The sequence below is a fragment of the Streptomyces sp. HSW2009 genome, assembly GCF_040240285.1.
Classification (GTDB): Bacteria; Actinomycetota; Actinomycetes; order Streptomycetales; family Streptomycetaceae; genus Streptomyces.
The window spans coordinates 1-7,140 of the sequence record NZ_JBEHZD010000425.1 but is presented as its reverse complement, the minus strand read 5'-3'; the positions used below and the strand labels follow the sequence as shown (position 1 = coordinate 7,140).

The 7,140-nt window shown below is 69.2% G+C and carries 6 protein-coding genes; 5 read left to right on the top strand and 1 reads right to left on the bottom strand.

Features of this window, described 5'->3' with window-relative positions; translation table 11 throughout:
• Window positions 1-1,334: cation:proton antiporter domain-containing protein (locus AAHZ94_RS25195; RefSeq protein WP_349995448.1), on the bottom strand; the 1,334-nt coding region annotated here is incomplete at its 3' end.
• A 451-nt stretch (window positions 1,335-1,785) separates the two neighbouring features.
• Here AAHZ94_RS25195 and AAHZ94_RS25190 point away from each other — a divergent pair.
• The 5 genes from AAHZ94_RS25190 to AAHZ94_RS25170 form a co-directional block, all read left to right on the top strand.
• Window positions 1,786-3,360 (top strand): amino acid adenylation domain-containing protein, encoded by a 1,575-nt coding sequence (locus tag AAHZ94_RS25190; protein ID WP_349995447.1) that lies wholly within the window; start codon window positions 1,786-1,788, stop codon window positions 3,358-3,360.
• Window positions 3,353-3,616: a phosphopantetheine-binding protein gene (locus AAHZ94_RS25185; protein ID WP_349995443.1), complete on the top strand. Its 264-nt coding sequence runs from the start codon at window positions 3,353-3,355 to the stop codon at window positions 3,614-3,616. Before AAHZ94_RS25190 ends, AAHZ94_RS25185 begins: the two co-directional genes overlap by 8 nt.
• A gap of 14 nt (window positions 3,617-3,630) precedes the next feature.
• Window positions 3,631-4,587, top strand: a complete 957-nt coding sequence (locus AAHZ94_RS25180; protein ID WP_349995441.1) for a chlorinating enzyme — start codon at window positions 3,631-3,633, stop codon at window positions 4,585-4,587.
• A 245-nt stretch (window positions 4,588-4,832) separates the two neighbouring features.
• The gene (locus AAHZ94_RS25175; RefSeq protein WP_349995440.1) at window positions 4,833-5,558 is read left to right on the top strand and encodes a thioesterase II family protein; all 726 of its coding nucleotides are present in this window, start codon (window positions 4,833-4,835) and stop codon (window positions 5,556-5,558) included.
• 295 nt (window positions 5,559-5,853) lie between these two features.
• On the top strand, window positions 5,854-7,140 hold a 1,287-nt coding region (locus AAHZ94_RS25170; protein WP_349995438.1), incomplete at its 3' end, for a class I tRNA ligase family protein.

Sequence of the window (7,140 nt, the reverse complement as noted above, 5' to 3'; positions counted from 1 at the left end):
GGGGGGGCGGGGGGGGGGGGGGGGGGGGCCCGGCCCCCGGGCGCGGGCCCCGCGGGGCGGGCGGGGGGCGCGCCGACAGCCGGCGCTTCGGTGGTGGCGCCGGGCCCTTCGGCCGCGAACCCCTCGGCCGTGCCCCGCTCGTCCCCGGCCGACAGCCCGTCGCCCGGGCCCTGCGGCACCTCGGGCCGATGGCCGACGCACCGCAGCAGCGGGCTGGTCATCACCGTCGTCACCAGCGCCACCACGGTGAGCAGGCCGAGCATCTCGGCGTTGATGAGATGGGCCTCGTAACCGATTTGGAGGACGACGAGTTCGGTCAGCCCGCGGGCGTTCAGCAGGACGCCCACGGTGCACGATTCGCGCCACGGCAGCCCGGTGAGCCAGGCGGCGAGGCTCGGGCCGGCGATCTTCGCGAGGGTGGCCGCGGCCAGCAGCGACAGCAGGGCGATGCCGGCCGCGCCGTCCAGGTGCAGCGAGCCCAGGTCGACGGTGAGGCCGAAGCCCAGGAAGAAGAAGGGCAGCAGCACCGTCTTGGCGGTGGTGGCCAGCGGCCTGACCGCGGCCGTCGCGCCCTGGTGCTCGTGCGGCCAGATCAGCCCGACCAGCATCGCGCCGATGAGCTGGTGGATGCCGAGCACCGCGGTGAGCGTGGCCGACACGCCGACGCCGACGACGAGGAACAGCATCACCCCGGACGCCGGCCCCATGCCGCTCGGCACCCGCTTGATCCCCTGCGCGAGCAGCCGCCGCAGCGGGCCCACGAACAGCATCGTCACGGCCACCACGCCCACCGCCCGGGCGAGCACGGTCAGCGGGTCGCTGCCGTGCGAGAGGGAGAGCACCACCGCGAGCGCCAGCCAGCTCCCGCCGTCGCCGACGGCCGCGGCGAACAGGCTGAGCCGCCCCGGCCTGGTCCTGGACAGGTTCAGGTCACTGAGGATGCGGGCCAGTACGGGGAAGGCCGTGATGCTCAGCGCGCACCCCACGAACAGCACGAAGGCCACCGGCCGCGTCCCGTCGGGCATGTACCGGTCCACCAGCGGCAGCGCCACCAGCACCCCGGCGGCGAACGGCACGAGCAGCGACGCCTGGCTGATCGCCATGGCCTGCCGGGCCGCGCCGCGCAGTCGCATCGAGCCCAGTTCCTGGCCGACGCCGAACATGAACAGCACCAGGCCGAGTTGGGCCAACCCGTTGAACATCGGCACCACGCGCTCGGGAAAGAGCTGGTCCATCACCCCGGGCGCCACCGACCCCAGCAGCGTCGGGCCGAGCAGGATTCCCGCGGCGATCTCCCCGATCACCCGCGGTTGGCCCAGCCGTTCTGCCAGCACCCCCATTCCATACGAGGCAAGTAATACCGCTGCGACACCGAGGAAAAAGTGCCCTGCGGTGTCCAAAAGCGGCTGTTGTGGAGGCTTCAGTTCCCCTTGTGACGAATCCCCCTGCACCCCTACCGAAATGGCAATGACCAGCGAAACGGGCAACGCCCCTGTCAAAAAAAGGGCGATACAAACGCGCCACCGTCCGCTATTCCGCACAGGCTCCGACCGATGCATTCTCGCCAACTCCCCTCAAGGGCACATTAGTTGATCCGAGCGACGTTTCCAGGAGAAAAGCGCAGATCAGACGCCCCGTCTAGCCGATGTGACGCAGGCCACAGGCACTTGCTAGTGGCACAACGTCATACCTGTGTTGCTTAATGTTGCTAGTGCAAGGCGTGAGACGTGTCTCAGATTTTGGGATGACTTTTTCTACGACGCACGGCAGAGGGGAATATGCGCGGTGAATACCAGCGCCGCAATTCCAGCGGATAGCACCCTGCTCAAACTATTCGAGGCCGCGGTTTCTGATCATCCGCTGCGCACCGCGCTCTCCTACGATGGCCAGCGCTTTTCCTACCGCCACCTCGATGCGTGGTCGGATGCGATCGGCCGGCTGCTCCAGGAAAACGGCGTGCGCGCGCATGATCGAATCGCCCTGCGCATGCCCCCGGGGCCCGAGGCCATCGCCGCGGTCATCGGCATCTTCAAGGCCGGCGCCGCCTACGTACCGCTGGATGTCCGGCATCCGCCGGCGCGGAAGAACTTCATCATCGGCGACAGCGGCGCCCGCACCCTGGTCGGCGACCCGGGCGAGGCCATCTCCGAGACACCGGTCACCAGCGTGATCACCGTCGCCGAGATCGCCGGCCTGGCCGCCCACACCGATCCACACCCGCTGGACCTGCGGGTTTCGGCCGAGGACGCCGCGTACGTCATCTACACGTCGGGCACCACCGGCGCCCCCAAGGGCGTCCCGGTGCGGCACGGGCACGCGGCGGCGCTGCTGCTGGCCGCACCGGCCGCGTTCGACTTCACCGCGCAGGACCGGTGGCTGCTGTTCCACTCGATCGCCTTCGACTTCTCCGTCTGGGAGGTCTGGGGTGCGCTCAGCACCGGAGCGGAACTCGTGGTCCTGCCGCACTGGGCGGCCCGCTCGCCCGACAAGTACCTCGATGTCGTCATCGACCAGGGCGTCACCGTGCTCAACCAGACGCCCACCGCCTTCGCCGCCTTCGCGGACGCCGCCCTGCGCTCCGACCGCGACCTGCCGGACCTGCGGTACGTGGTCTTCGGCGGCGAGAAGCTGACTTCCGCGGCGCTACGGCCCTGGGCGAAGCGCTTCGGACTCACCGGCCCCCGGCTGGTGAACGGGTACGGGATCACCGAAACCACGGTGTTCACCACCTTCCACCAGGTCGTCGACGACGACCTGGACCAGGAACGATCCATGATCGGAACCGCCCTGCCGGGGTTCCGCACCCGGGTCGTCGACGAGGAGGGGCGCGACGTACCGCTCGGCGCGACCGGCGAGTTGTGGCTCGCCGGCCCCCAGGTCACCGAGGGGTACCTGAACCGGGAGGACCTCACGAACAAGGCGTACCCCGTCGTCACCGACGAGCAGACCGGTGCGCGCGTGCGCTACTACCGCACCGGCGACCTGGTGAGTCAACTCCCGGACGGCAACCTGCTGTACGAGGGTCGCGCGGATCTCCAGGTCAAGCTCCGCGGCTACCGCATCGAGCTCAGCGACATCGAGGCGGCCGTGCGCCGCCACGACCAGGTGCTGGACGCGGTGGTCCAGGTACGGCAGTTCAAAGTGGGCGACGACCGTCTGGTGTGTGCCTTCGTCGCACGCGACGCCACGGCCCCGCCGACGGCAGCCGACCTGCGCCAACACATCAAGGCGCTGCTCCCGTTCTACATGCATCCGGCGCGCTACCTGTGCGTACCGGAGTTGCCCACGACCGTGAACGGCAAGGTCGACCGGGCCGCGATCGCCCGGTCCTGGAACGAAACGCTGGTGACGGATGAGTGACAAGACGCACGCCGACCTGCTCCCGGAGACCGTCGAGAAGCAGATCCTCGACTGGGCGACGGATCTGCTCGAAGAGCAGGTCAGCAACGACGACAACTTCCTCGACCTGGGCGGACACTCCGCGCTCGCCCTCGACCTGAACGGCCGGATCAAGGAGAGCTACGGGGTCGACCTCGACCTGCAACTGCTGTTCGAGAACAGCCTCGGCGACGTCGCCGCCGATGTCGCCCGCCGTGCCGAGACCCCCGCGAACTGAGAGGTTGACCCCCCATGACCACAGAGCAGCAGTCCACCTTCGCCCTGTCCGAGGCCGAGGTCGCGCAGTTCGAGCGGGACGGCTTCCTCGGTCCCATCAAGATATTCGAGGTCGAGGAGATGGAGGAGCGCTGGAAGAACGTCCAGCGTCAGCTCCGCGACCGCTCGCAGGCCATCTACCCGCTGGGTGAGGGCAAGGCGACCAGCATCTCCAACTACGACCGTCACCTGGACGTCGACCTGCTCTCCGAGCACATCATGAAGCGGGAGATCGTCGACCGCGTCGCTTCGCTGATCGGCCCGAACGTGCTCTGCTGGCGCAGCGAGTTCTTCCCGAAGTACCAGGGCGACGAGGGCACCGACTGGCACCAGGCCGCCACCTTCGGCCACGCCACCGGCAAGGCCCAGCTCGTCTGGCCGTCGGAGGACGGACAGCCCGCGTTCGGCGGCACCATCACGGTGTGGACCGCCTGCACGCACTCCACCAAGGAGAACGGCTGCCTCCAGCTCATGCCCGGCACCCACAAGACCATGTTCTACGACGAGTCCAAGGGCATGGAGTACGACGCCGACGCGGTCAACGCGCAGGAGAAGGACGGCATCAAGCGCGGCTTCTTCGGCTACGACTACCGGCAGCTCCAGAAGGACCCGAACTGGAAGCCGGACGAGTCCAAGGCGTTCCCGATGGTCCTCAAGCCCGGTGAGTGCGTCATCTTCTGGTCCACGGTGATGCACGCCTCGCTGCCGCACACCGGCACCCGCAAGGACTACCGGATGGGTTACGCCGCCCGCTACGTCCCCACCCAGGTGCAGGTCTACCCGGGCACCGAGCAGATCAGCGAGTACGGCGGCGGCATCGTGCTCGACAAGTACGGCGCGGTCCTGGTCAGCGGCGAGGACAGCTACCAGCACAACCGCGTGACCACGCAGAGCCAGCGCGGCTACGAGTTCGTACCGCACCAGCAGGGCTGACGCACTCCGCGGTCCCGGGGGCCGGCGGCACCACACCGCCGCCCCCGGCACCGCCGCGTCGGCACGCCCGCGCGCCGACGCGCTGACCTGCTGCATGGGCCTGCTGATGCGCTGGCCTGCTCACGCACCGCCCTGCTGATGCGCTGACCTGTTGACGCGGCCCCGCGCCGGCGTGCTCCCGCGCCGGCGCTGGCGCGCGTCACCGCGCGTGCCGGATCACCGTGGTTCGACGGAGGTTGCCTGTCATGTCCCCACACCCACTCGTCCTGCTGCACCACGCGGGCGGATCGGCCTCGTTCTTCGAGCCCCTCGTCAAGGCGCTGCCCGCGGCGGTCCGACCGATCCCGGTGGAGCTGCCCGGCCGCGGTCGCCGCTGGCGGGAGTCGCCCGTCACCACCATCGACGACGCCGTCGACACCCTGGTCGCCACCCTGCGCGACCACGAGGACCTCCAGGGCGAGTTCGCGATCCTCGGGCACAGCCTGGGCGCCTACCTCGGGCTCGCGCTCGCCGCCCGCCTGGAGGAGACCGCGCCGCGCAGCCGTTGCACCACCCTGTTCGCCTCGGCGAACGCGGCACCGCGGGCCGCCGTGCTGCCCTTCACCGGGTCGGCGCTGCTGACCACCGAGGAAGAGATCTTCGACATCACCAGCAAGTCGGGCGGCGGGGTCGCCCCGCAGATCCTCGAACACGACCATCTGCGGCAGCGCGCCGCCGACCTGCTGCGCGCCGACTTCTCCGTCTCCCAGTCCTTCCTGACCAAGCTGCGCCGCACGGTCACCGAGGCCGATCTCGTCGTCTGCTACGGCAGCGACGACATCTTCCCCGAGGAACAGCTCACCCCCTGGCGCTTCAGCTCGACCCAGCAGACCGAGTTCCACGCCTTCCCCGGCGGCCACTTCTACCTGGAGCAGAACGTCCCCGAACTCGCCAAACTCATCACGGAACGGCTGACCAGCGCGGCGAGCTGACGCCCCGTCATCACTACGCATGCGCCGCGGTCGACAGGGCCTCGCAGGTCAGCCCGTACAAGTCAACTCCACGGCTCGTACGGCAGGTTGCCCCTATAGGGTGGCGGTTGACAGACGTTGACCGGGGCGAGGGGTGATCCGGGGTGATCCCCACCTGTCGACCGCTCGGGTGTCATCGAGTGCAAGCCGGTCACGCTGCTTCCAGGTCCGGAAGGGGTGTGCCACGGGACGCCGTCCCGACCGCCGCCGCCCCTCCGGTGAGCTGACCGCTTTCACCCACCGGAGTAACCCGCCGATGACGCATTCCCAGTACCGCCAGGTGCCCGCCCAGGTCGATCTGCCCGCTCTCGAACACGCGGTGCTCGACTTCTGGCGCGAGAACAAGGTCTTCGCCCGCTCCCTCGAACAGTCCGAGGGCCGCCCGGAGTGGGTGTTCTACGAGGGCCCGCCCACCGCCAACGGCATGCCGGGCGCGCATCACATCGAGGCCCGCGTCTTCAAGGACGTCTTCCCGCGCTTCCGCACCATGCGCGGCTACCACGTCGCCCGCAAGGCCGGCTGGGACTGCCACGGCCTCCCCGTCGAACTCGCCGTCGAAAAGGAACTCGGCCTGGGCGGCAAGCAGGACATCGAGACGTACGGGATCGCCGAGTTCAACGCCAAGTGCCGCGAGTCGGTCACCCGGCACACCGACGCGTTCGCCGAACTCACCACCCGCATGGGCTTCTGGACCGATCTCGACGGCGCGTACCGCACCATGGACCCGGAGTACATCGACTCCGTCTGGTGGTCGCTGAAGGAGATCTTCGACAAGGGCCTCCTCGTCCAGGACCACCGCGTCGCCCCCTGGTGCCCGCGCTGCGGCACCGGCCTCTCCGACCACGAACTCGCCCAGGGTTACGAGACCGTCGTCGACCCCTCGGTGTACATCCGCTTCCCGCTGACCTCGGGCCCACTGGCCGGCCGGGCCTCGCTGCTGGTGTGGACGACCACCCCGTGGACGCTGGTCACCAACACCGCCGTCGCGGTCAACCCGGAGATCACCTATCTGGTCGCCACCGACGGCAGCCAGCACATCGTCGTCGCCGAGGCGCTGCTCAGCGCCGCGCTCGGGGAGGGCTGGGAGCCCACCGGGGAACGCTTCACCGGCAAGGACATGGAGCGCTGGACGTACCAGGCGCCGTTCTCGGTGCTCCCGATGGAGAACGCGCACTACGTCGTCAACGGCGACCACGTCACCATGGAGAGCGGCAGCGGTCTCGTCCACACCAACCCCGCCTTCGGCGAGGACGACCACCGGGTGTGCAAGGCGTACGGGCTGCCGCTGGTCACCCCGGTCGGCCAGGACGGCGTGTTCCACGAGGAGTTGGCGCTGGTCGGCGGGGTGTTCTTCAAGGACGCCGATGCGATCGTGCTCGCCGATCTGAAGGAACGCGGCCTGCTCTTCCGCCACGAGGACTACGAGCACAGCTATCCGCACTGCTGGCGCTGCCACACCGCGCTCTTCTACTACGCGCAGCCGTCGTGGTACGTGCGGACGACGGCGGTCAAGGACCGTCTGTTGGCGGAGAACGAGCGGACG